This is a genomic window from Paracoccus beibuensis (assembly GCF_026162625.1).
Lineage (GTDB): Bacteria > Pseudomonadota > Alphaproteobacteria > Rhodobacterales > Rhodobacteraceae > Paracoccus > Paracoccus beibuensis.
The window spans coordinates 102,961-125,807 of the sequence record NZ_JAOTBD010000005.1; the positions used below are offsets into that span (position 1 = coordinate 102,961).

Sequence of the window (22,847 nt, forward strand, 5' to 3'; positions counted from 1 at the left end):
GAGGGATAGAGGATCGCGACCGAGAGGAAAAGTCAGGCTTTGCGTGCGGGCGCCTGCTGCGCTACACCTGCCGCAAACACGGGCAAGGGCACAGGCGGATGAAAGCGGCACTCGGCACGGCGATGGTTCTGGCGGTCCTGGCAGGGGCGGCGGGCGCGCAGGTCGTCACCAAGCAGTACGACGACGGCGGCGTCTACGAGGGCACGTTCCGCAACGGGGTGCAGCACGGGCGCGGCAGCTATGAATTGCCGAACGGCTATCGCTACGAGGGCGATTGGGTCGAGGGCCAGATCATGGGCCAGGGCCGGGCACAGTTTCCGAACGGCTCGGTCTATGAAGGGCAGTTCGCGCGCGGCAAGCCGGACGGGCAGGGCAAGATCACCTATGCCGACGGCGGCACCTACGAGGGCGAGTGGGTGCAGGGCGAGATCACCGGCAATGGCATCGCGCGCTATGCCAACGGGTCCGTCTACGAAGGACAGTTCGTCAAGGGCCTGCACGAGGGCAAGGGCGTCCTGACTCAGGCCAACGGCTATCGCTACGAAGGCGACTGGAAGGGCGGCGTCAAGGAAGGCCAGGGCAAGATCACCTATCCCGATGGCGCGACCTATGAAGGCGGCATGCTGGCCGGCCAGCGGGCGGGGCAGGGCAAGCTGGTGATGGCCGACGGGCTGACCTATGAGGGGATCTGGGCCGCCGGCCAGATGTCGGGCAACGGCGTCCTGGTCCAGCCCACCGGCGACCGCTACGAGGGCCAGATGGAGGGCGGTCGCCGCCAGGGCACGGGCGTCGCGACCTACGCCAATGGCGACGTCTATGACGGCGAATTCGCCGACGACCGCCGCCACGGGCAAGGCACATTCACCGGCGCCGACGGTTATGTCTATGTCGGCGAATGGGCCGAGGGGCGGATGCAGGGCCGCGGCCAGATCACCTATCCCGACGGCTCGATCTATCTGGGCCAGATGCGCGCCGACCGCCCGCACGGGACCGGCAAGATCACCTATGCCGATGGGTCCACCTACGAGGGCCAGTGGGTCGAAGGCGTGATCGACGGCGACGGCAAGGCGACCTACGCCAATGGGATGGTCTACGAGGGCAGCTTCCGCAACGCCCGGAACGAGGGGCAGGGGCGCATGTCCTATCCCGACGGCTATGTCTATTCCGGCGCGTGGAAGGACGGCCAGCGCCACGGTGAAGGGCAGGCGACCTATCCCGACGGCACGGTCTATACCGGCAGCTTCGTGAACGGGTTGCGCGAAGGCCAAGGGCGGCTGACGACGCCCGACGGCTTCGTCTACGAAGGCGGCTGGAAGGCCGGAGAGATCGACGGCGCGGGCGTCGCGACCTATGCCAACGGCGACCGATACGAGGGCAACTTCGCGGCGGGCAAGCGGCAGGGCCAGGGCGTCATGCGCTATGCCACCGGCCAGGTCGCCTCGGGCGAATGGGAAGACAACCGCCTGGTCGATGCCGATGAGACCCCGGCCGATGCGCCGGCGTCCGATGTGCAGCCTTCGGACGCCGCGCCCGCCGAGGCACCCGAGCTGCCCGTCGAAAGCGGCACCACCCCCTGATGGCCCCGGTCTTCCGCCGCGCTGTCGCCGCCGACCTGCCTGCCATCGTGGCGCTGTTGGCCGACGACCCCCTTGGCGCCGCCCGAGAGACAAGCGACATCGCAGCTTATCGCGACGCCTTCGCGTCCATCGATGCCGATCCGAACCAATATCTCTGCGTGCTCGAGGACAGCGGCCGCGTCATCGGCACAATGCAGCTGACCTTCATCGCCGGCCTGTCGCGTCGCGGCGCCCGGCGCGGCCAGATCGAGGCAGTCCGCATCCATCGCGACCATCGCGGCAGCGGGCTGGGGCGGCGAATGATCCTCTGGGCCATCGGGCGCTGCCGGTCCGAAGGCTGCACCATGGTGCAACTGACGACCGACCGGTCGCGCGAGGATGCGCACCGGTTCTATGACAGCCTTGGCTTCGTTGCATCGCACCTGGGCTACAAGCTGACCCTGGACCAGGTTTGAACACTCGCGCCGCGGTTCATCGGGGGTGGAACGGCAGAGGTGCCACGGGGGCCTTGGTTCGCAACCTCTCAGCGGCGCACGGACCTGCGGAACGGGTCGCGCGAACGTCTTGGTTCGTTCCAAGGCGCGTTTGCGGCCAGCTGTGCCAGCTGCCGTCTTGAGGATCGAAGACGCGCTCGTGCAGGAGCGGCTTGCGCGCGGACTCAAGCCGGCTGGATCGGCTTGCAGCCTGACAGATCGGCTCAGCATCGTGGAACTGCCGGATGGTGCGCCGTGCCGATGTTTCCACCTCTGGTCATCCGGCTGTCGGCGCATGGTGGCCGGAGCCAGTTTTCATGGTCCATAGATGGCGCGGCATGCGCCGGTCCGCATCATCCGGGCGTGGCGCAACATTTTCGGCGGGCTGAACGGATGACCGAACGCTGTGTTGTCGTCTGTCGTCTGTCGGCGGTGTGCGGCCCTCTGCGATATTGATGCCCAAATCCGAGGCGGCTTTGGAATGGGACGCGAGGAGCTTTCCGGAACGCCAGATGCCGATCAGGGGTCCGCCACGGTCGGTACAGGGCACGGCCGCGCAAGTTGATCGGCAGCAGGGCAGGGCGGGGTCAGCCGCCCCGCTGATCGTCGAAGAGGCCGGTCAGGGCGCGGCCGATCAGGTTGCCGACCTTCGGGCGTGGTTGCGACAGGAATGGCAGGGGGCGGCAGACCTCCATGGCGGCGATGCCGACGCGGGCGGTCAGGGCGCCGTTCACAAGCCCCTCGCCGAAGCGGCGCGACAGCTTGGACAGGATGCCGCCGCCGGCCATCGTGTGCACCAGGTCGTCGCCCGCCGCGACGGCTCCGGTCGCGATCAGGTGGGTCATCACGGTTCGGGCCAGCCGCCAGCCGCCGACGGCACCGGCGCGCCCGCCATAGATCTCGGCAATGCGGCGGATCATGCGCAGGTTCGCCGCCAGCGCCGCCGCCACGTCGGCAAAGGCCAAGGGCACCAGCGCGGTCGTTGCGGCGACGGTGCGGGCGGCGACCTCGATTTCCCGCCGCGCCTGCTGGTCGAGGCCAGCCAGAAGCTCGGTCTCGGCAAGGGTCAGCAGGGTATGGGCGTCGAAGGTTTCGGCCCGCCGCTCGGCCAGGCGGTCGCGCTGCCATTGAAGGTCGGCCCGGCGCGAAAACAGCGCCACCAGCCCGTCGGTGACCGCCCGCGCCTGGTCCAGGCTGTCCTCGGCCAGCGCCGCGCCCGCTTGGCGCTGCAGGTGATCGATCCGCCCCAGCCGTCGCCACGCCCACCATTCGCGCAGCGCCATCCCCAGGCAGGCCAGCGTGAACAGCGCGAACAGCGCCACCGCGATCCAGCCCAGCAGCGGATAGCTGACCAGCAGGCGGTTGATGAAATCCAGCGCCGCGACGCCCAGAAGGAAGGTGAAGAGGGCGACCCCGCTGTTGATGAAAAAGCGCGTCAGTCGGGATGGCCCGCGCCCGACCAGCCTTGTCACCATCTCCATCGTGCGGGGGCGGGGCAGGGGGGCGTCGCTGGCGTCGATGGGCGGGGCATCGGCGGGGCTGGGCGCGTCGTCGGTGGGCGTGCGCACCTGCGGGCCGCGGGTCGGGGCGGCCGCGGCGGCGTCGAGGTCCAGGATGACCGGGCGGCGGGGGCGCTTGGGGTCGTCGCTCATAGCCGGTCTCCGATCAGGAATTCGGCCGCGCGGTCCAGCCGGATATGGGGCGGCCCGTCGCCCGGCCGGGTGGTCAGCGGTGCGGGGGCGAAGTTCATGATGGCATAGTCGTGGTCCAGCCAGGCCTCTGCCCCCTGCCGCGCCGGATGCAGCAGCATCGCGGGATCGGCGGGCAGTTCGCCCGCAAAAAAGGCGGCTTGCCGGCCATCGACCAGGCGGCCGCGGACGGCGGGAAGCTCGTCCTCGCCCTGCGTGATCATCTCTTCGGTCGTGGCGCGCAGGGCGGCGATGGCCATCGCCTCGGTCCGGGCGCCTTGGAAGTCGGCGCGGTCGCGCGCTTCTCTCAGCATCGAGGACAGGATCGCCGTCAGGCGGTTGTGCTGGACGTGGTGCAGGTAGTCTGCCTTGGTCGCGGAAAAAAGGATGCGTTCCACCCGGCGGCTGCCCAGCAGCTGGCCCAGCCAGCCCGCGCGGCCGGGGCGGAAGGCCGACAGGATGTCGGCCATGGCACGACGCATGTCCTCGACCGCCTGCGGGCCCTGGCGGATTGCGCCCAGCACGTCGACCAGGACCACCTGGCGGTCGATGCGCGCGAAGTGGTCGCGGAAGAAGGGTTTCACCACGCGGGACTTGTAGGCGTCGAAGCGGCGGCGGAATTCGCGGCCCAGCTTGCCGTCCAACAACTCGGGCGGCAGCGGCGCGAAGGTCAGCGCCGGTGAGCCGGCAAGCTCTCCGGGGATCAGGAAGCGGCCGGGGGTGCAGTCGGACCAGCCGGCCTCGCGGGATGCATTCAGGTGGTTGGTATAGATGTCGGCCAGTTCCTGGGCCTGCGGTTCGGTGAAGCTGTCGCCCTGCGGCAGGGCGGCCAGGGCGGCGGTGAACCGGTCGGCGCCGGGGCGGCCGGCGATTCGTTCCAGCACCTCGGCAGACCACTGGGCGAAGTCACGCCCCATCAGGCGCAGGTCCAGAAGCCACTCGCCGGGATAATCGACGATGTCGAGATGCAGCGTCCGCGCACCTCGCAGGCCGCCGAAAAGACCGCCGCCTTCCAGGCGCAGCGACAGGCGCAGCTGGCTGACATGGCGCGTGCCCTCGGGCCAGTGCGGCGTCGGGCCTGTCAGCGCGGCCAGATAGCGTTCGAAGTCGAAGCGCGGGATCGTGTCATCGGGCTGGGGCTGCAGCCAGACCGCCTTGAGCCGCCCGTCCGCGGCCGCCCGCAGGGACTGCATCCGCCCCCGTTCCAGCAGGTTCGCGACCAGCGAGGTGATGAACACCGTCTTGCCCGCCCGCGACAGCCCGGTCACTCCGATGCGGACCACCGGGTCCGAGAGGCCGAGCCCCTCCATCACGTCGCTTCGGATGCCCATTGCCGCCCCTGTCGTTCCTGCCGCGCCACACAACGCCCGGTGGCGCGGATGGTTCGGACGATACCTGCCGGGAAATGGCTAAGGCCAGGGGGAACGGCTGGCAATGGCGGGATTGCCGATTGTGCTGCCCGGTCGCAGGGCGGTATCAGCGGGCGCATGTCACATGCGCTGCCGATCGACGATGTCCTGCCCGCCCTTCGCGACGCCGTTGCCCGGCACGGGCGGGCGGTGCTGGTGGCGCCGCCGGGCGCAGGCAAGACGACGCGGGTGCCGCTGGCGCTGATGGACCAGGTCCAAGGCCGCATCCTGATGCTGGAGCCGCGGCGCTTGGCCGCCCGCGCCGCCGCCGAGCGGCTGGCCGCGACCCTGGACGAGGTTGTGGGCAGGCGCGTCGGCTATCGGATGCGCGGCGAAGCGGTGCGCGGATCGCGGATCGAGGTGGTGACCGAGGGCATCCTGACGCGGATGATTCAGTCCGACCCGTCGCTGGAGGGCGTCGGCTGCGTGATCTTTGACGAGTTCCACGAGCGGAGCCTAAATGCCGACCTGGGACTTGCCCTGGTGTGGGAGGCGCGGGGCGCGCTGCGCGAGGATCTGGCCGTGGTGGTCATGTCGGCCACGCTGGATGCAGGTCCGGTGGCCGCGCTGCTGGACGACGCGCCTGTGGTGACGTCTGAGGGCCGGGCCTTCCCCGTCGAGACGCGGTGGCTGGACCGCCCCCTGCCAGCGGGCGCGCGACTGATCGACGAGGCGGCTCGGCTGATCGGCCGGGCCGAGGAGGAGACGCGGGACACGGGCGGCACGATCCTGGCCTTCCTGCCCGGCGAGGGCGAGATCAGGCGGGTGACGGGCGCCCTGGGCGGGATGGGCTGCGAGGTGCTGCCGCTTTTCGGGGCGCTGCCGGCGGCGGCGCAGAGGGCGGCGCTGGCCCCGCCGGGGGCGGTGCGGCGGATCGTGCTGGCCACGGCCATCGCCGAGACGTCGCTGACCATCCCCGAGGTGCGGGTCGTCGTCGATGCGGGGCGCGCGCGCCGGGCGCGGTTCGATCCCGGCAGCGGCATGTCGCGGCTGGTGACCGAGCGGGTCAGCCGGGCCGAGGCCGGCCAGCGGCGCGGGCGCGCGGGCCGTGTGGCGCCGGGCATCTGCTATCGCATGTGGGCGCGGGCCGAGGAAGGTGCGCTGCCGGCCTTCGCGCCGCCCGAAATCGCCGTGGCGGACCTGTCGGGGCTGGCGCTGGAACTGGCGGCCTGGGGCGCGGAGCCAGGCGAGCTGGCCTTCCTGACGCCTCCGCCCGAGGGGGCGCTGGTCGAGGCGCGGACCCTGCTGGAGGCGCTGGAGGCGGTGGACGGCGGCCGGATCACCGATCATGGGCGGTTGCTGGCCGGCCTGCCGGTGCACCCGCGTCTGGCGCATATGCTGGTCCGCGCTGGCCCCCGGGCGGCCGAGCTGGCGGCGCTGCTGTCCGAGCGCGACCCCCTGCGCGGCATCGGCGTCGACCTTTCGCCGCGGCTGGAGGCGATCCGCGATCTGCGGGGGGCATCCGCGCGGCATGGTGTGGAGGCAAACCGTGCGGTCGTGGAGCGCATCCGCACCGAGGCAAAGCGCCTTGGGCGGCTTGTTGCGTCCCGCGACGGCGGGGGGGACAGGGTCCCCCCCGCACCCCCCCTGCGGCGCGCCGAGCAGGGGGCGATCTCGGTCGGGGCGATGGCGTCCCTGGCCTATCCCGACCGCATCGGGCTGCGGCGGCGGGGCGACGACGCCCGCTATGTTCTGTCGGGCGGCAAGGGGGCGGCGATGGACAACGCCGATGCCCTGGCAGCTCAGCGCCTGATCGTCGCGCTGGACCTGGATGGCGATCAGCGCGAGGCCCGCATCCGGCTGGCCGCACCCTTGGATGAGTCCGAACTGCGGGCACTTCATGGTGACCGGATCGAGATGGTGGAGCTGTGCGAGTGGTCGCGCCGCGAGGGCCGCGTTCTGGCTCGCGTGCAGGAGCGGTTCGGGGCGCTGGTCCTGTCCGAACGCCCTTGGCCCGAGGCCTCGGCCGAGGCGATCGCCTTGGCGGCACTGGAGGGGCTGCGGCAGGACGGGCTGCGCTGGAGCCCGCCCGCGGCGCGGCTGCGGGCGCGGATCGCGCTGCTGCATGCGTCCGGCGCCGAGGTGGCGCCCGTGGATGACGCCACTCTGCTGGCGGAGGGCGACTGGCTGCTGCCCTGGCTGGGACGCGTGCGCACGCTGTCGGACCTGCGGGCGCTGGACCTGTCGGAGCCGCTGAAGGCGCGCCTTGGCTGGGAGGGGCAGCAGCGTCTGAACCGCGACGTCCCAGGGCATTTCACGACCCCGCTGGGGCGGCGGGTACCCATCGACTATGACGGCGAAGAGCCCTCGATCGAAATGCGCCTGCAGGAGCTTTTCGGCGTGACGCGCCATCCGGTGGTGGGCGGCAGGCCGCTGCGCATCACCCTGCTGTCGCCGGGGCAGCGCCCGGTGCAGGTGACGATGGACCTTCCGGGTTTCTGGGCCAATTCCTATGCCGATGTCAGGAAGGACATGCGCGGGCGGTATCCCCGTCACCCTTGGCCGGAGGATCCGACGGCCGCCGATCCGACGCTGCGAGCCAAGCCGCGCGGGACGTGACGCGGCGGTATCGTCGCCGGTGGCTAATCGACGGCGCGGATCAGCTTGCTGTCCAGCACCCGCAGCACCTGCGTCAAGTCGTGGCCGCGCTTCAGAACGCGGCCGTCCATCCCGATCACCGCATAGGCGCCCTGGGCGCTGCGCAGGCGCGGGCGTTTCTCGATGCGGTAGAGCGGGTGTTCGGCGGCGCGGCGGAAGACGCTGAAGATCGCGACGTCGCGCAGAAAGGACATGCCATAGTCGCGCCATTCGCCGGCCGCGACGAAGCGGCCATAGGTCGACAGGATCAGGCCCAGCTCTTTGCGGTCGAAGACGACGCGGTCGGGATCGGCCTGGAACGGCGGGCTTGCAGTCATCATGACGGGATGGTGACACCCCGTCCGCCGCAAATCAATGCCGTTCGGATCAGTAGCAGCTGACTTTCGAGATCCGGCCGTTCGGCGCGTATTCGATGTTCAGGCGGTCGGGCCGGAAGTCGGCGGTGACCATGTCCTCGGGGCCGATGACGCGGGTGTTCAGCGGAAAGTTCATCCGCTCCAGCACGTCGCGGGGCTGGCCGAGCAGGCCCTGGTAGCCTTCGGCCCCGCACTGGTCGGGCGCCTCGACAGGGGCTTCGGGCTGAACGGGCACGGGTTCGCAGGCGGCAAGAAGGCCTGCCGAGAGGGTCAGAAGAAGAGCTGTCTGGCGCATTGTTGTCATCCGCAATCGATTTTGGTGATGATCCCTGCCGCGTCGAGGCGGAAGACGATCCGGTTGGGGTCGTAGGTCTGCGGCTCGATCCCGCGATATTCGACCACGCGATAGGTCTTGGTCAATCCAAGCCCGGGAATGGCGCTGGCGGGCTGGCCGACGGCCGCGGACTGCGCCCGCGCGCCGCAGAGATCGGGCTCACGTTCGGTCAGGCCGCTGATGCCGTCGACCGGCGTGGGTGCCGGGGCGGCCACTGGCATGACGGGCGCCGGCGCGGGGGCATAGGGGGCCGCAGCATAGGGGGCGGCTGCGTAGGGCGCGGGCGCAGCAGGCGCGGCATAGGGTGCGGCACCTGCCGACGGCGGCATCCGGTAACCTGATGAGGCGCAGCCCGAAATCACCCCAACGACCGCCACCATAGCGGTCTTTGCAATCAATACTTTGCAGATCATCGCCCGTCACCTCTGCCGGTCCTGTTTCGGACCTTGTTCTTGCCCCAGCATAGAAGCAGCCATCCCGCTTGAGAAGCCGCCGCCTCAATCACGTTTCGATCATCGCAGGAATGCCACAGGTCGTCGCGGGGGCTGCTAGCGCCATCGGTGGTGGCGGCCCGCGGCGCTTTGGCCTAGCGTCGGGGCGCAACGGCCTGCGATGACATCAGGAGGAAAGCAGCCATGTCCGTCAACACCACCTCGTTCCGGGAATCTGTCGAACGCATGTTCACCCATGCCGCCGGGCTCATGGAACTGGCGCCGGGGCTGGAGGAGAAGATCCGGGTCTGCAACTCGACCTATACCGTCCGCTTCGGCGTGCGGCTGCGCGGCCAGATCCACACCTTCACGGGCTATCGCTCGGTCCATTCGGAACACATGGAGCCCGTGAAGGGCGGCATCCGCTATTCGCTGGACGTGAACCAGGACGAGGTCGAGGCGCTGGCTGCGCTGATGACCTATAAGTGCGCGCTGGTCGAGGTGCCCTTCGGAGGGTCGAAGGGCGGCTTGCGCATCGACCCCCGCGCCTGGAACGAGGACGAGCTGGAGCGGATCACCCGCCGCTTCACCTATGAATTGTCGCGCCGCAACCTGATCTCGCCCAGCCAGAACGTGCCGGCGCCCGACATGGGCACGGGCGAGCGCGAGATGGCCTGGATGGCCGACGCCTACAAGCGGCTGCATCCCGACGACATCAACGCCAAGGCCTGCGTCACCGGCAAGCCCCGTCATGCGGGCGGCATCGACGGCCGGGTCGAGGCCACGGGCCGGGGCGTGCAATACGCGCTGCGGGAATTCTTCCGCCACGACGACGTGATGAAGAAGGCGGGACTGACGGGCACGCTGGCCGGCAAGCGGATCATCGTGCAGGGCCTGGGCAACGTGGGCTACCACGCCGCCCAGTTCCTGTCGGCCGAGGACAACGCGCTGGTCACCTGCGTGATCGAACGCGACGGCGCCATCGTGAACCCGCAGGGGATCAACATCGACGCGCTGCGCGGCCACATCCGCGCCACCGGCGGCATCAAGGGCTTTGTCGGCGGCGACTATCGCGAGAACGGCTTGGCCGCGCTGGAGGATGACTGCGACATCCTGATCCCGGCAGCGGTCGAAAGCGTCATCCACGCCGGCAATGCCGAACGGATAAAGTGCAAGCTGATCATCGAGGCCGCGAACGGCCCCGTGACTGCAGATGCCGACGAGATCCTGCGCCGCAAGGGCATCGTCATCATCCCCGACATGTACGCGAACGCCGGCGGCGTGACCGTGTCATACTTCGAATGGGTCAAGAACCTGTCGCAGATCAGCCTGGGCCGCCTCGAACGCCGCCACGAGGAGGCGCGCGCCCGGATGCTGGTCGAGGAGCTGGAGCGGATCTCGGCGGATACGGGCACGAACTTCGAACTGGCTCGGGGCTTCAAGGAGGCGTTCCTGCATGGCGCCGACGAGCTGGACCTGGTCCGATCCGGCCTGGACGACACGATGCGCGAATCCTTCAAGAAGATGAAGGAGGTGTGGATGTCGAATCCGAAGGTCACCGACATGCGGACAGCGGCCTATGTCGTGGCGATCCGGCGCATCTCGAACGTCTATCACTCGCTGGGGCTGTAATGGGGCAGGGGGCGCTGCCCCATCGCCTGCGGCGATTCCCCCGGGGTATTTGGGCAAAGAAGAAGTCAGTTCCGGGGGGCGGCGGCGCGGCGGAGGCGGTCGTTGATCGCCGCGCCAAGGCCGTGTTCCGGGATCGGTGCAACCGAGATGGGGCGGCCGGTTTCGTCAGCGCGGCGCAGGAGGTCGAAGAGGCGCGCCGCTGCCTGCGCCAGGTCGCCGCTGTCGGACAGGCTGAAGGGACCGGGCTGGCCGAAGGTCAGGTGGGTCTCTCCGGCCTGCGGCTCGGCGTTCAGGCGCAGGGGAGCTTTGGGCGCATAGTGGCTGGTCAGCTGGCCGGGCGCGCTGGGGGCTGACGGATCGGCGTGATGCGCGGCCAGGGGCTGGCCCAGAACGGACTCGATGGCTTCGGCGGCAATCCCTCCGGGCCGGAGAAGGGCCGGGCGGCCGTCCGGCCAGCCGACGATGGTTGATTCGACGCCCACAGGGCAGGGGCCGGCGTCCAGAACCGCAGCGATCCGCCCCCTCAGCCCGCCATCCGCAGCCAGCACGTGGTCGGCGCTTGTGGGGCTGATCCGCCCCGACGCGTTGGCTGACGGTGCCGCCAGTGGTGCGCCGCTGGTCCGCAGCAGCGCCTGCGCGGCGGAATGGGCGGGCACACGCAAGCCGATCGTCTGCAGCCCCGCCGTCACAAGGGACGCGATGCCGCTGTCTGCCTGCAGCGGCAGGATAAGCGTCAGCGCGCCGGGCCAGAAGCGGTCGGCCAGAAGCCGGGCCTGCGCGTCGAACTGGCCCAGGGCCTCGGCCGCGGCAAGGTCCGCGACATGCACGATCAGCGGATTGAAGCTGGGACGCCCCTTCGCCTGGTAGATGCGGGCGACCGCCTCTCCGTTGCGGGCGTCGGCGGCAAGGCCGTAGACCGTTTCCGTCGGAATGGCGACGCACTGGCCCTCTGCCAGCAGCCGGGCGGCGCGGGCCAGTCCGGGGCTATCGGGTAACAGTCGCAGGGTCTGCATCGTGACGCGGGGTTCCGGTTGAGCCTGAAGGAATGGCGGCCCAAGATGCCGCCTGACCGCCGTTCATAGTTGCGCGAGGCCCCGATGCCAAGGCGCCAGGAGGAGAACCCGATGAGCTACAAGGCCCCGGTCGAGCAGATCGACTTCATCCTGTCCCATGTCGTGCCCTTTGGCGACCTGTCCGCGACCTCTCGCTTTGCCGAGGCCACGGCCGAGACCGCGACCGCGATCCTGTCCGAGGCCGGAAAGCTGGCCCAGAATGTGCTGGCGCCGCTGAACCGGGCTGGGGACGAGCATCCGGCGCGGCTGGAAAACGGGGTGGTGCGATCCTCTCCGGGCTTTGCCGAAGGATTTCGGGCGATTGCCGACGGCGGCTGGGTCGGCGTGTCGGCAGATCCCGAATACGGCGGCATGGGCCTGCCGCAGGCGCTGAACATGGCCGTGGCCGAGATGATGTCGGGCGCTTGCCTTGCACTGCAGCTGAACCCGCTGTTGACGCAGGGCCAGATCGAGGCGCTGGAGCATCACGCGAGCGACGAGCTGAAGGCGCTCTATCTGCCCAAGCTGATCGGCGGCGAATGGTCGGGAACCATGAACCTGACCGAACCGGGTGCGGGCAGCGATGTGGGCGCGCTGACGACGCGGGCGGAACCTGCGGGCGACGGCACCTACCGGATCAGGGGACAGAAGATCTATATCACCTGGGGCGACAGCGACGTGACCGCGAACACCTGCCACCTGGTGCTGGCCCGCCTGCCGGGGGCCGCGAAGGGCACGCGGGGCATCAGCCTCTTCATGGTGCCGAAGCTGATCCCGGACGACGAGGGCAATCCGGGCGTGGCGAACAGCCTCAAGGTCGTCAGCCTGGAGGAGAAGCTGGGCATCCACGGCAGCCCGACCTGCGTGATGTCCTATGAGGGCGCCACGGGCTGGCTGGTCGGAGAGGAGCACAAGGGCATGGCCGCGATGTTCACGATGATGAACGTCGCCCGCCTTGGCGTCGGCATGCAGGGCGTCGGCGTGGCCGAGGCGGCGCTGCAGAAGGCCGTGGCCTATGCCACCGACCGCAGCCAGATGGGGCCGATCATCCGGCACCCCGACGTGCGCCGGATGCTGGCCACCGCGAGGGCCGAGGTCTTTGCCGCCCGCGCCATCGGCCTGGGCTGCGCCACCGCAATCGACATGGCCCGCGCGACCGGAGAAGTCGAACACGCCGCCCGCGCGGCCTTCCTGACGCCCATCGCCAAGGCCTATGGCACCGATGTCGGCATCCGGGTGGCCGACATGGGCGTGCAGGTGCATGGCGGCATGGGCTATGTCGAGGAGACGGGCGCGGCACAGTACCTGCGCGACGTGCGCATCACCTCGATCTATGAAGGGACGAACGGCATCCAGGCGATGGACCTGGTCGGGCGCAAGCTGGCCGACGGTGGCGATGCCGCCCTGCGCCTGCTGGATGAGGTCGCGGACGGCGCCAAGGCCGCGCAATCCGCGCACCCGGACCTTGCCCACCAGCTGTGGCAGGCGGCCGAGACGCTGCGCGAGGCGACCCACGCCCTGCTGGAGCGCGAGATGCCGGACCGCTTCGCCGGCGCGGTCCCCTACCTGACGGCCTTCGCGCGGGTGCTGGGCGGGCATTACCACCTGCGCGCGGCGGTCGCCGGGGGTGCTGCCCATCAGGCGCTGGCGCGGGTCTTCTTGGCGCGCGTCCTGCCCCGCTACGTCGGCGATCTGGCCGAGGTGCAGGCGGGCGTGGCCGATCTGCTGGCGCTTGACGATGCGGCGCTGGCGGGCGAACACGCGGCATGATCCGCACGCCGCATCCCACACCACCCGCAGAGAGCGAGGCCGTCACGGTCGCGCCGGGCGTCCTGTGGATGCGGCTGCCCCTGCCGATGGCTCTGGACCATGTCAACGTCTATGCGCTGGAGGATGACGAGGGCTGGACCATCGTCGACACGGGCTTTGACAGCCGGCGTGGGCGCGCGATCTGGGACGGGCTGCGGGATGGCCCGCTGCAGGGTCGCCCGGTCCGGCGCGTGATCGGGACGCATCACCACCCCGACCATATCGGCCTTGCGGGCTGGTTCCAGGACCGTGACGGGGCCGAGCTGATGATCAGCCGCACCGCTTGGCTGATGGCGCGGATGCTGATCCTTGACGTGCAGGACGCGGCCTCGCCGCAGGCGCTGAAGTTCTGGCGCCGCGCCGGGATGCCCGCCGACCTGCTGGCCCGCCGCAAGGCCGAGCGTCCGTTCAACTTCTCGGACGTCGTGCACCCGCTGCCTTTGGGGTTCACCCGCCTGTCCGAGGGAGACATAGCCGCCTTCGGCCGCCGCCGCTGGCGCGTGGCGATGGGGCACGGGCATGCGCCCTGCCACGCGACCTTCTGGTCGATGGACGACAACCTTGTGATCGGCGGTGACCAGCTGCTGCCCTCGATCTCGCCGAACCTGGGCGTCTATGCGACCGAGCCTTTGGCCGACCCGGTGGGCGAATGGCTGGAAAGCTGCACCCGACTTCTGGGGCTGGCGCGCGACGACCAGCTGGTGCTGCCGGGGCACAAGCTGCCCTTCACGGGCCTGCCCTTCCGGTTGTCCCAGCTGATCCAGAATCACCTGACCGCGCTGTCGCGCCTGACCGACGCGCTGGCCGCGGGGCCGCGCACCGCCGTCGGCTGTTTCGACGTCCTCTTCAAGCGCCGCATCGGCGACGGAGAGTTCGGCCTGGCCATGGTCGAGGCCGTGGCCCATGTGAACCATCTTTATCGGGCCGGGGTGATCCGCCCGGTCGGCGAAAGGGATGGTGCGGTGCTGTGGGGGGCGTGACAGGGCCGCCCGTATCGGCTATCGCAAACGCAAACCATTCCAAGAGGGCAGCCATGGCCGACCATCACGAGAAAACCGAAGCCACGCCGGGGACGATGGACCTGACCAACCACAACAAGACCTTTGCGGGCTTCATCCGCATGACGGTCTGGGTGATCGGTCTGTCGCTGGCCGCGCTGGTCTTCCTTGCGCTGACCAACGCCTGATCGCCTGTCATGAAGAGACGCGTCTTTATTGCGGCGGCCGCGCCGGCCGTGCTGGCCGCCTGCGGCGGGCAGAGCATCTGGGCCAGCGACGAACGCCTGCGCGCCGCCCGCTTCGTGTCCAGCGAGCCGCCGTCGATCACCCTGTTCACCGTGATCGGCATCCCGCGCGGCGAAGGTGGGCATTCGGGGCTGATGATCAACGGCAGCCAGCGGGTCATCTATGATCCGGCGGGCAGCTGGCAGCATCCGAACATTCCCGAACGCAACGATGTGCTTTACGGGATCACAGACAACTTCAAGAACTTCTACATCGATTACCACGCCCGCAGCACCTATTGGGTGGCCGAGGACACGATCCCCGTCCCGCTGGAAATCGCCGACCTGGCGATCCGTCGGGCGGAGCAGAACGGGGCCGGTGGAAAAAGTTTCTGCGCCGTCGAATCAAGCAAGGTCCTTTCGGGCGTTCCGGGGTTCGAGACCGTGCCGCGCGGGTTTTCCCCGCTGCGTCTGCGGCGCTGGTTCCTGGCGCAGCCGAACGTGATCTCGAAGCGGCACCAGGACGGTGACCCGGCCAACAACCACGACGTGCTTCTGCGCCAGAAGAACGGGCAGATCGTCGGCTACAACATGTAAAGAAGGCCCGCCAGCGTGACGCCTCCGGCCAGGATGGCCAATGTCACGTTGCGGGTCAAGACGCCCACGGCGACGGTGACGGCCGCGGCCGCCATGCGCGCAGGGTCAGGCTCGCCGCCGGTCGCGGCGGGCCAGACGACCAGCGGCGCCACCAGCGCGGGCAGGACCGCCACCGGGGTATAACGCAGCATCCGCATGAACCATCCGGGCATGTCCCGGTCGCCGAGCGCGCCCAGGAACGACCAGCGGATCAGATAGGTGCCGATGCCCAGCACCAGGATCACCACCCAGATCATCATGTCGGAAACCTGCATCCTCAGCGTCCCTTCCGCTCGGCCCTGACCTCGACAAGGGCGCCTGTTGCCATGCCCAAAGGCGCCGCGATCAGCAACCCCAGCCCCGAGGGCAGCCCTGCCAGAACCAGCGCGGCGGCGATGGCCACGAAGCAGGCGGCCATGTGCGCCGGAGTCCGCAGCATCGGCGCGATCATTGCAAGGAAGGTGATCGGCATCGCGAAGTCGAGCGCGATGTCGTCGGGAATGGCTTGCCCGACCGTCGCGCCGACCCAGCTGGCGATCATCCACGGAACGCAGACCACCGCCGCCGTTCCGGCGAAATAGGCAAGCCGCTGCGTCATCGACAGCCGCGGGTGGCGTTCATAGTGCTGGATCGACAGCGCATAGCTCTGGTCGACCAGCGCATAGGCGACCCAGGCCTTCTGCCCGGGCGTCGCCTGCCGCAGCCAGGGCAGAAGCGAGGCCGAATACATGGCCATGCGCAGGTTCACCGCCAGCGCCGACAGGATCACGATGATCGTGGGTGCGTTGTCGCTGAGAAGTTGCACCGCCGTGAACTGCGACGCGCCGGCCAGCACCAAGACGGAAAATCCCATGACCTGCGCGATGTCCAATCCGGCCTCGGTCGCGACGACGCCGAACAGCAGCGCGAAGGGGACGATGACGACCATGAACGGAACCGACTGCAGGATGCCGTGACGGAAGGCCGCCTGCGGGCTGCGCGCAAGCGCGCGTTCCGAGGCGTCATCGGCAGTCGCCTGCCGGGCGGCGGTCTGAGACTGGGGCAGGGGTGACATGTGCTTTCGTCCGTTCGCCGTTCGCGGCACATTGCTTGCACGTGACGCAAACCAAGGCAAGGCCGCCCGATGCAGATCCTGCACCCGATCCCCGACAAGGCGCTGCCGTCCGCCACCGCCCTCTGGAGGTCGCATTTCGGCCTTCTGGCCTGGCCCCGGCGGCTGCGGCCCCGGCACGGCATGGTCGCGGTAGGTGCGGCAGGACAAGTGCTGGGCGTGATCGGCCTTCGGGACGCTGCCGGCGGTGCGGCGGCCGGCGCTTTGTCCGCACCAGGCTGGCTGTTCCGGCCAGCGCCGCCGACGGGCGACCTGGTCATCGACGGTCTTGCGGTGGCCGGCCGGCGCCGCGGGACCGGGCGGGCGCTGGTGGCCGAGGCCCTGCGCCGGGCGCGCGGAGCCCGTCATCCGGGCCTGCGGGCCGAGGTGCGGGCGCGGAACCGCGGCGCACTGGCTTTCTATCGCAGGCTCGGTTTCACCGAGGAAAGCCGCGGCCGCTACGGCCTGCCCTGGTGGGGGCAGGTCCATGTTCTGCGGCTGGAGGCCTAGCCGAAGACGCCCGACACCCGGCCCAGCAGCATGAAGGCGCGTGCCGTGCGGCTGTCGGCGAGAACCGCGATCTGCAGATCGTCCAGCTGCGGCACCAGCCGGGCCAGCAGGCCGTCGACATGGCGCAGGAAGTGGTGGGCGGTGTCGCGGAAGATCTCGTCGTCCTGGATCATCGCGGCGGCGATCTGCAGCGCCTCGGGCTGGTGGATGCCGCCAAGTGCCGCGACGGCGCTGCCGCGCGCGCCCTCGGCATAGCGGCGCCAGGTTTCGGGGCGTGCGGGTTCCGGCGGCAGGTCGTCCATGTAGACGTCGCGCCCGGCCAGCAGCGTCACCACGTCCTGCGCGGCACGCAGCACCTTCGAATTCTTCTTGTCGCGCAGCGCGTGGCGCAGCGCGTCGATGGCCTCGACGTCGTCGGGACCGTCAGGGAAGTTCAATGCGCGGATCAGCGTGGCCGGGTCGACCTCGATATTTTCGACCGGTTCGGGCTGCGCAACGGCGGCGGCGGTCCGCGGCGGGGCAGGCGGCCGCGGGCGGGCGACGGGCGCGGCACGCGACGCCATGGAGGCGGGCTGCGGGGCACGGGCGTCGTCGGCCGGATCCTCATCCTGCGGGGCCGGGGCGCGCATGTGCGCCAGGTGCCGCCGCAGATCGTCGGTTTCCGCACGCAGCACGGCCAGCTGCCGCGCCTGCGCGACGCCCAGCCAGACCAGCGCCACGGGCAGCACGATGCCGGCCACCGACACCAGCAGGCCGACGCCCCCGCCGGCATCGGGCTCGCCCGGCGACAGGATCCAGAACAGCGCCACCAGGAACAGCCAGATCCCGGAAATGGTCAGGCCGACCGTCGTGATCCGGTCCCGGCGCGACAGGCTGGCGATGCGTGCGATCAGTGACATGAACCTATCCGTAACGGATCTCGACGATTTCGTAGCTGCGCAGACCGCCGGGCGTAGTGACGTCGACGCTGTCGCCCTCGTCCTTGCCGATCAGCGCACGCGCCAGCGGCGAACGGATGTTCAGCAGACCGTTCTCGATATCGGCCTCGGCCTCTCCGACGATCTGGTAGGTGCGCTCTTCCTCGGTGTCCTCGTCGATCAGCTTGACGCGGGCGCCGAACTTGACGCTGCCCGACAGCTTGGCGGGGTCGATCACCTCGGCGCGCGACAGCAGGCTTTCCAGTTCCTTGATCCTGCCTTCGATGAAGCCCTGTTTCTCGCGCGCGGCGTGGTATTCGGCGTTCTCGGACAGGTCGCCATGTTCGCGCGCCTCGGCGATGGCGCGGATGATGGCGGGACGTTCCTGGGATTTCAACACGCCCAGCTCGCGCTCCAGCGCCTGAAAGCCGGTCGGGGTCATCGGTATCTTTTCCATCGCTGCCCTGTCCTTCGTGGGATGCGGTTGTCCTGCGGATGCCAAGCCAACGCCCCTGCCATGCGAGGATGGCAGGGGCGCTTGACCTTAAGTCGCAAGCATCGTGACCTTAATTCAACGGCATTTGCAAGACCGCTCGCCATGGCCGGTACGTTTAAGCGCGACCCGTCGCCGCGTTATGATTGCCCCTGCGCCCGCAGCGCGCTAAATCCCCTTTCAGCCAGAATGCCGAGGGAGGGCGCCAGCAGATGACCGACGGGGCGGGGATCGAACGCGAATCCATGGAATACGACGTCGTGATCGTCGGCGCGGGTCCTGCGGGCCTGTCCGCGGCCATCCGGCTGAAGCAGATCGACGCGGACCTGTCAGTGGTGGTGCTGGAAAAGGGGTCCGAGGTCGGCGCGCACATCCTGTCGGGCGCTGTGCTGGACCCCTGCGGCCTGAACCGCCTGATCCCGGAGTGGAAGGCGAAGGGCGCGCCGGTGAACACGCCGGTGACCGACGACAACTTCTATGTGCTGGGCGAATCCGGCCAGGTGCGGATGCCGAACTGGCCGATGCCGCCCTTGATGTCGAACCACGGCAACTACATCGTCAGCATGGGCAATGTCTGCCGCTGGATGGCCGAGCAGGCCGAGGAGCTGGGCGTCGAGATCTTCCCGGGCATGGCCGCCAGCGAGATCGTCTGGGCCAAGGACGAACAGGGTCGCGTCCGGGTCAAGGGCGTGGTCGCGGGCGAATTCGGCAAGAACCCCGACGGCAGCATCGGCGACGGCTATGAGCCGGGGATGGAACTGCACGGCAAGTACGTCTTCATCGCCGAGGGCGTGCGCGGCAGCCTGGCCAAGCAGATCAACGAGCGCCTGGACCTGACTGCCGCGACCGATGCGCAGAAGTTCGGCCTGGGCATGAAGGAGATCTGGGAGGTCGCCCCCGAGAAGTTCAAGCCGGGCCGGGTCGTGCACACGATGGGCTGGCCGCTTGGCAAGAACGCTGGCGGCGGCAGCTTCATCTATCACCTTGAGAACAACCAGGTGCTGGTGGGCTTCGTCGTCCACCTGAACTACGAGAACCCTTACCTCCACCCCTACATGGAGTTCCAGCGCTTCAAGCACCACCCGATGGTGGCCGAGCTGCTGGAAGGCGGAAAGCGCATCTCCTATGGGGCGCGTGCGATCAGCGAGGGCGGCTGGCAGTCGCTGCCGCAGCTGTCCTTCGAGGGCGGGGTGCTGCTGGGCTGTTCGGCGGGCATGGTCAACGTGCCGCGCATCAAGGGCAACCACAACGCCATGCTCTCGGGGATCGAGGCCGCCGATGCCGCCGCCGCCGCCATCAAGGCGGGCCGCGAGGGCGACCGCCTGACCGCCTATGACGACGCCGTGCGCGGCGGTGCGATCGGGCAGGACCTCAAGCGGGTCAGGAACGTCAAGCCGATCTGGTCGCGCATGGGCCTGACCGCCAGCATGATGCTGGGCGCGGCCGACATGTGGGTGGCGAACCTGACCGGCTGGAACCCGATGGGAACCTGGAAGCACGGCAAGTCCGATGCCGCGGCCACCGGCAAGGCCAAGGATCACAAGCCGATCGACTATGCCAGGCCCGACGGCGTGCTGTCCTTCGACCGGCTGACGAACGTCGCTTTCAGCTTCACCAACCACGAGGAAAGCCAGCCCTGCCACCTGAAGCTGCGCGACCCGTCGGTGCCGATCGGGGTGAACCTGCCGGAATATGCCGAACCGGCGCAGCGCTATTGCCCCGCAGGCGTCTACGAGGTGGTCGAGGATGCGGACGGCCCGCGCTTCGTCATCAACTTCCAGAACTGCGTCCACTGCAAGACCTGCGACATCAAGGACCCCAGCCAGAACATCGTCTGGACCACCCCGCAGGGCGGCGACGGGCCGAACTACCCGAACATGTGATGCCTTGGCCGGGGCTGGGGGCGTTGCGGCCCCTGTGTCCCGCAGCTAGGCTGTCCGAAACGCAAATGTGATTTCGGACATGCCGCTCTTGACCCAGACCCCGACCTGCCCGCGCCTGACCCTGTCGCGCCTTGCCCTTGTCGCAGCGCTGCTGGGCGCGGCGCCTGCGCTGGCGCAGCAGGAGGACCGCCCGGACCCGCGGCCCGCGCATGAACAGCCGGCCCCCGACATGCAGGGTCTGGCGGGGCCGTACCTGGCCGCCCGCATGGCCACGGTCGAGAACGACTTCCGCGCCGCCGCCCGCTATTACGAGGAAGCCTCGGCCAAGGACCCCGAGGATGTCTACCTGCAGGACAGCGCCCTTGTCGCGCTTTCCTCGGCCGGAGAGGTCGACAAGGCCGTGGCCTTGGCCGAACGCCTGGCCGAGGCCGGTCGTGACACGGAACTGGCCGGGCTGCTGCGCCGGGCGCAGCTGATCCGCGCCGGCGACTGGGACGGCCTCTTGTCGTTGATCGCCGCCGACAGCGACCCCGAGCGTCCGATCGAGAGCGACCTTCTGGATGGCACCATGCAGGCCTGGGCGATGCTGGGCGCCGGCCGGGCGCAGGACGCGCTGGCGAAGTTCGAGGAAATGGCCGCGGCCGAGGGCATCGGCCCCGTCGTGAACTATCACCTGGCGCTGGCACGGGCGCTGGTGGGCGACTACGAGACCGCCGACGAGCTTTTACAGCAGTCCGAGGCCGGAAGCCCGCTTCTGGGCGTGATCGCCCGCGTGCAGATCCTGGCCCAGCTGGATCGGCAGGACGAGGCGCTGGCCCTCCTGGAGGACCTGCCGGGGATCGAGGCCGAGCCGCAGCTGCTGAAGCTGCGCCAGCGCCTGCAGGCCGGCGAGCCGGTGCCGTTCGATGTCATCGCCGGACCTGCCGACGGCATCGCGCATCTGTTCCTGTCCTTTGCATCGGCCCTTGCTGGAAGCCCAGACCCCGAGCCCCTGGCGCTGATCCACGCACGGCTTGCCGCCTGGATCTCGCCCGAGAACCCAGAGGCGCGGCTGATTGTCGCTCAGCTTCTGCAGGACCGCCAGCAGTTCGACCTGGCCGAGACCGAGTTCGAGGCTGTCCGCCGCATGGGCGAGATGCGTCCCCAAGCCGAATTGTCGCGGATCGACGCGCTGTCTGGCGCCGGCCGCCACGACGAGGCCGAAAAGGCCGCGCTGGCCCTGACCGTCGCCTATCCCGACCTTGCGCCTGCCTGGGTCGCGCTTGGCGACGTGATGCGGCAGCAGGAGAAGTTCCGCGAGGCCATCCCCAGCTATGACAAGGCGCTGGCGCTGCTTCAGGGCGCCCCGGCCGAGGTGCGGTGGTTCCCGCTCTATGCGCGCGGCATCGCGCTGGAACGGGCGGGCCAGTTCGACCGCGCCGAGGCGGACCTTCTGGCCGCGCTGGAGATCCGGCCCGATCAGCCCAGCCTGCTGAACTACCTTGGATATTCCTGGATCGACCGGGGCGAGAACCTGGAACGCGCGCTGGGGATGATCGAACGCGCGGTCGAGCTGTCGCCGGGCGACGGCTATATCCTCGATTCGCTGGCCTGGGCCTATTACCGCCTTGGCCGGTATCAGGAAGCCGTCGCGCCGATGGAGCAGTCAATCGCCACCATGGCCTCGGACCCGCTGGTCAATGACCACCTGGGCGACATCTACTGGATGGTCGGCCGCGGGCGCGAGGCGCAGATCCAGTGGCGCCGCGCCCTGTCGCTGGAGCCCGGAGAAAGCGGCGAGGTCGATCCCGACCGAATCCGCGACAAGCTGGAGCGGGGCCTGGATGCCGTCCTGGCCGACGAGGCCGCGGCCGGCACCGTCGACCAGCCCCGTGCCGAGGCAGACGCGACCGAATGACGCCCGCCGATCCGGCGGTCGTGACCGAGGCCGCGCCCGCCAAGCTGAACCTGGCGCTGCACGTGACGGGGCGGCGCGACGACGGCTATCACCTTCTTGATTCGCTGGTCTGCTTTGCCGCCGCTGGCGATGTCGTCCGGGTCGCGCCGGGCCCGTTGTCGCTGCGGATCGATGGGCCCTTCGCGGCAGGTCTTCAGGCCGAGGACGACAACCTCTGCCTGCGGGCCGCGCGCCTGGCGGGGATCGATGGCGCGATCCGCCTGACGAAGAACCTGCCGGTCGCCTCGGGGATCGGCGGCGGGTCGGGCGACGCGGCGGCGGTGCTGCGTGCGGCGCGGCGGATGGGCCACGCGCTGCCGCTTTCGCCAGAGCGGTTGGGTGCCGACGTGCCGGTCTGCATTGCCTCGGTCCCCGCGCGCATGCAGGGCACCGGAGAGATCGTGACCCCGCTGCCGCCGCTTCCGCCGCTGCACCTGGTGCTGGTGAACCCAGGCGTCGCGCTGTCGACGCCGCAGGTCTTCGCGCGCCTGACCTGCCGCGACAATCCGCCCCTGCCGCAGGTCCCGATGTTCCCCGACGCATCGGCGCTGGTCGCCTGGCTTGCCGGCACGCGAAACGACTTGGAACCGGCGGCCATTGGCGCGGCCCCGATCGTCGCTTGCGTCCTGCAGGCGCTGACGGCGCAGGGGGCGGCGCTGGCGCGCATGTCCGGCTCTGGCGCGACCTGCTTTGGCATCTTCGACCGTCCCGCCGCTGCGCAGGCCGCCGCCGCCGTTCTGGCCAGACAAGGGTGGTGGGCGGTCGCGACCGAACTGGCGCCCGCCCCGCAGCCCCGCTAAA

The 22,847-nt window shown here is 69.5% G+C and carries 22 protein-coding genes; 12 read left to right on the plus strand and 10 right to left on the minus strand.

Annotation, left to right across the window (positions count from 1 at the left end; translation table 11 throughout):
• Positions 1-98: 98 nt before the first annotated feature.
• Positions 99-1,577, plus strand: a complete 1,479-nt coding sequence (locus tag OC159_RS05515; RefSeq protein ID WP_265500149.1) for an MORN repeat-containing protein — start codon at positions 99-101, stop codon at positions 1,575-1,577.
• Complete coding sequence (locus OC159_RS05520) at positions 1,577-2,032, plus strand: GNAT family N-acetyltransferase (protein ID WP_265500150.1); 456 nt, start codon at positions 1,577-1,579, stop codon at positions 2,030-2,032. Before OC159_RS05515 ends, OC159_RS05520 begins: the two co-directional genes overlap by 1 nt.
• 605 nt (positions 2,033-2,637) lie before the next feature.
• On the opposite strand, the gene OC159_RS05525 is transcribed toward OC159_RS05520, so the two are convergent.
• Positions 2,638-3,702 (minus strand): YcjF family protein, encoded by a 1,065-nt coding sequence (locus OC159_RS05525; protein ID WP_265500151.1) that lies wholly within the window; start codon positions 3,700-3,702, stop codon positions 2,638-2,640.
• The gene (locus OC159_RS05530; RefSeq protein ID WP_265500152.1) at positions 3,699-5,069 is read right to left on the minus strand and encodes a YcjX family GTP-binding protein; all 1,371 of its coding nucleotides are present in this window, start codon (positions 5,067-5,069) and stop codon (positions 3,699-3,701) included. The genes OC159_RS05525 and OC159_RS05530 overlap by 4 nt, the downstream gene beginning before the upstream one ends.
• Before the next feature lie 156 nt (positions 5,070-5,225).
• Between OC159_RS05530 and hrpB the strand changes: the two genes are divergently transcribed.
• Positions 5,226-7,706, plus strand: coding sequence for an ATP-dependent helicase HrpB (gene hrpB / locus OC159_RS05535; RefSeq protein WP_265500153.1), 2,481 nt, complete (start codon positions 5,226-5,228; stop codon positions 7,704-7,706).
• Between the two features lie 23 nt (positions 7,707-7,729).
• Here the strand turns inward: hrpB and OC159_RS05540 are convergent, their stop codons facing one another.
• From OC159_RS05540 to OC159_RS05550, 3 genes are read right to left on the minus strand one after another with little or no spacing between them, the layout of a single operon-like run.
• Positions 7,730-8,062, minus strand: a complete 333-nt coding sequence (locus OC159_RS05540) for a DUF2794 domain-containing protein (RefSeq protein ID WP_265500227.1) — start codon at positions 8,060-8,062, stop codon at positions 7,730-7,732.
• Positions 8,063-8,111: 49 nt separating this feature from the next.
• Positions 8,112-8,396: an I78 family peptidase inhibitor gene (locus tag OC159_RS05545; protein WP_265500154.1), complete on the minus strand. Its 285-nt coding sequence runs from the start codon at positions 8,394-8,396 to the stop codon at positions 8,112-8,114.
• 5 nt (positions 8,397-8,401) lie between these two features.
• The gene (locus OC159_RS05550; RefSeq protein ID WP_265500155.1) at positions 8,402-8,812 is read right to left on the minus strand and encodes a hypothetical protein; all 411 of its coding nucleotides are present in this window, start codon (positions 8,810-8,812) and stop codon (positions 8,402-8,404) included.
• A 258-nt stretch (positions 8,813-9,070) separates the two neighbouring features.
• Here OC159_RS05550 and OC159_RS05555 point away from each other — a divergent pair, with 258 nt between their 5' ends.
• Complete coding sequence (locus OC159_RS05555; protein WP_265500156.1) at positions 9,071-10,498, plus strand: Glu/Leu/Phe/Val family dehydrogenase; 1,428 nt, start codon at positions 9,071-9,073, stop codon at positions 10,496-10,498.
• A gap of 65 nt (positions 10,499-10,563) precedes the next feature.
• On the opposite strand, the gene OC159_RS05560 is transcribed toward OC159_RS05555, so the two are convergent.
• A complete protein-coding gene (locus OC159_RS05560) occupies positions 10,564-11,511 on the minus strand; it encodes an L-threonylcarbamoyladenylate synthase (RefSeq protein WP_265500157.1) in 948 nt (315 codons plus the stop codon).
• A gap of 111 nt (positions 11,512-11,622) precedes the next feature.
• Between OC159_RS05560 and OC159_RS05565 the strand changes: the two genes are divergently transcribed.
• The 4 genes from OC159_RS05565 to OC159_RS05580 are packed head-to-tail and all read left to right on the plus strand — an operon-like array spanning position 11,623 to position 15,178.
• Positions 11,623-13,320, plus strand: coding sequence for an acyl-CoA dehydrogenase (locus OC159_RS05565; RefSeq protein WP_265500158.1), 1,698 nt, complete (start codon positions 11,623-11,625; stop codon positions 13,318-13,320).
• Positions 13,317-14,339 carry an MBL fold metallo-hydrolase gene (locus OC159_RS05570; RefSeq protein ID WP_265500159.1) on the plus strand — a complete coding sequence of 341 codons (1,023 nt, stop codon included), beginning with the start codon at positions 13,317-13,319 and terminating at the stop codon, positions 14,337-14,339. Before OC159_RS05565 ends, OC159_RS05570 begins: the two co-directional genes overlap by 4 nt.
• 53 nt (positions 14,340-14,392) lie before the next feature.
• A complete protein-coding gene (locus OC159_RS05575; RefSeq protein WP_265500160.1) occupies positions 14,393-14,545 on the plus strand; it encodes an aa3-type cytochrome c oxidase subunit IV in 153 nt (50 codons plus the stop codon).
• Between the two features lie 9 nt (positions 14,546-14,554).
• Entirely contained in the window at positions 14,555-15,178 is a 624-nt protein-coding gene (locus OC159_RS05580) for a hypothetical protein (RefSeq protein WP_265500161.1), read from the plus strand.
• Here the strand turns inward: OC159_RS05580 and OC159_RS05585 are convergent.
• Positions 15,166-15,492 (minus strand): AzlD domain-containing protein, encoded by a 327-nt coding sequence (locus OC159_RS05585; protein WP_265500162.1) that lies wholly within the window; start codon positions 15,490-15,492, stop codon positions 15,166-15,168. The two genes, OC159_RS05580 and OC159_RS05585, sit on opposite strands and share 13 nt — an antisense overlap.
• Positions 15,493-15,494: 2 nt before the next feature.
• Positions 15,495-16,271, minus strand: coding sequence for an AzlC family ABC transporter permease (locus OC159_RS05590; RefSeq protein ID WP_265500163.1), 777 nt, complete (start codon positions 16,269-16,271; stop codon positions 15,495-15,497).
• A 69-nt stretch (positions 16,272-16,340) separates the two neighbouring features.
• On the opposite strand from OC159_RS05590, the gene OC159_RS05595 reads away from it, so the two are divergent.
• Complete coding sequence (locus OC159_RS05595) at positions 16,341-16,817, plus strand: GNAT family N-acetyltransferase (RefSeq protein WP_265500164.1); 477 nt, start codon at positions 16,341-16,343, stop codon at positions 16,815-16,817.
• Here the strand turns inward: OC159_RS05595 and OC159_RS05600 are convergent.
• Positions 16,814-17,716 carry a hypothetical protein gene (locus tag OC159_RS05600; RefSeq protein WP_265500165.1) on the minus strand — a complete coding sequence of 301 codons (903 nt, stop codon included), beginning with the start codon at positions 17,714-17,716 and terminating at the stop codon, positions 16,814-16,816. The two genes, OC159_RS05595 and OC159_RS05600, sit on opposite strands and share 4 nt — an antisense overlap.
• A gap of 4 nt (positions 17,717-17,720) precedes the next feature.
• Positions 17,721-18,191 (minus strand): transcription elongation factor GreA, encoded by a 471-nt coding sequence (greA, locus tag OC159_RS05605; RefSeq protein ID WP_265500166.1) that lies wholly within the window; start codon positions 18,189-18,191, stop codon positions 17,721-17,723.
• Between the two features lie 248 nt (positions 18,192-18,439).
• Between greA and OC159_RS05610 the strand changes: the two genes are divergently transcribed.
• From OC159_RS05610 to OC159_RS05620, 3 genes are all read left to right on the plus strand, one after another.
• A complete protein-coding gene (locus OC159_RS05610) occupies positions 18,440-20,110 on the plus strand; it encodes an electron transfer flavoprotein-ubiquinone oxidoreductase (protein ID WP_265500167.1) in 1,671 nt (556 codons plus the stop codon).
• Positions 20,111-20,189: 79 nt separating this feature from the next.
• On the plus strand, positions 20,190-22,007 hold the full coding sequence (locus OC159_RS05615) for a tetratricopeptide repeat protein (RefSeq protein WP_407674055.1): 1,818 nt from the start codon (positions 20,190-20,192) through the stop codon (positions 22,005-22,007).
• Positions 22,004-22,846 carry a 4-(cytidine 5'-diphospho)-2-C-methyl-D-erythritol kinase gene (locus OC159_RS05620; protein ID WP_265500169.1) on the plus strand — a complete coding sequence of 281 codons (843 nt, stop codon included), beginning with the start codon at positions 22,004-22,006 and terminating at the stop codon, positions 22,844-22,846. Before OC159_RS05615 ends, OC159_RS05620 begins: the two co-directional genes overlap by 4 nt.
• Position 22,847 lies beyond the last annotated feature (1 nt).